The 231-nt window shown below is 34.2% G+C and carries 1 pseudogene; it reads left to right on the top strand.

Annotation, left to right across the window (positions count from 1 at the left end):
• Positions 1 to 115 precede the first annotated feature (115 nt).
• Positions 116 to 231: pseudogene (locus ACYP5M_RS26855) on the top strand (cell division protein FtsZ); the annotation flags it as partial.

The following is a 231-nucleotide window of genomic DNA, read 5'->3' as shown; positions in this document are numbered from 1 at the left end:
ACAAGTATAAAATACAAGTTGAAAAAGGTGAATCTAAATTCAAAAAAATCATAGGTTACTTTTTTTAATAACAATCATTAAGAATCGGTAATTTCGTCAATATAGGAGGATTGTCATGTTGGAGTTTGATTCTAATCTAGAACTTTTAGCAACGATAAAAGTAATAGGTGTTGGCGGCGGCGGAATCAATGCGGTAAACAGAATGATCGAGCATGGAGTACCGGGTGTTGA

Source organism: Peribacillus sp. N1 (assembly GCF_054600815.1).
The sequence above is the reverse complement of the archived record's forward strand: the minus strand, read 5'-3'. Positions and strand labels throughout refer to the sequence as shown.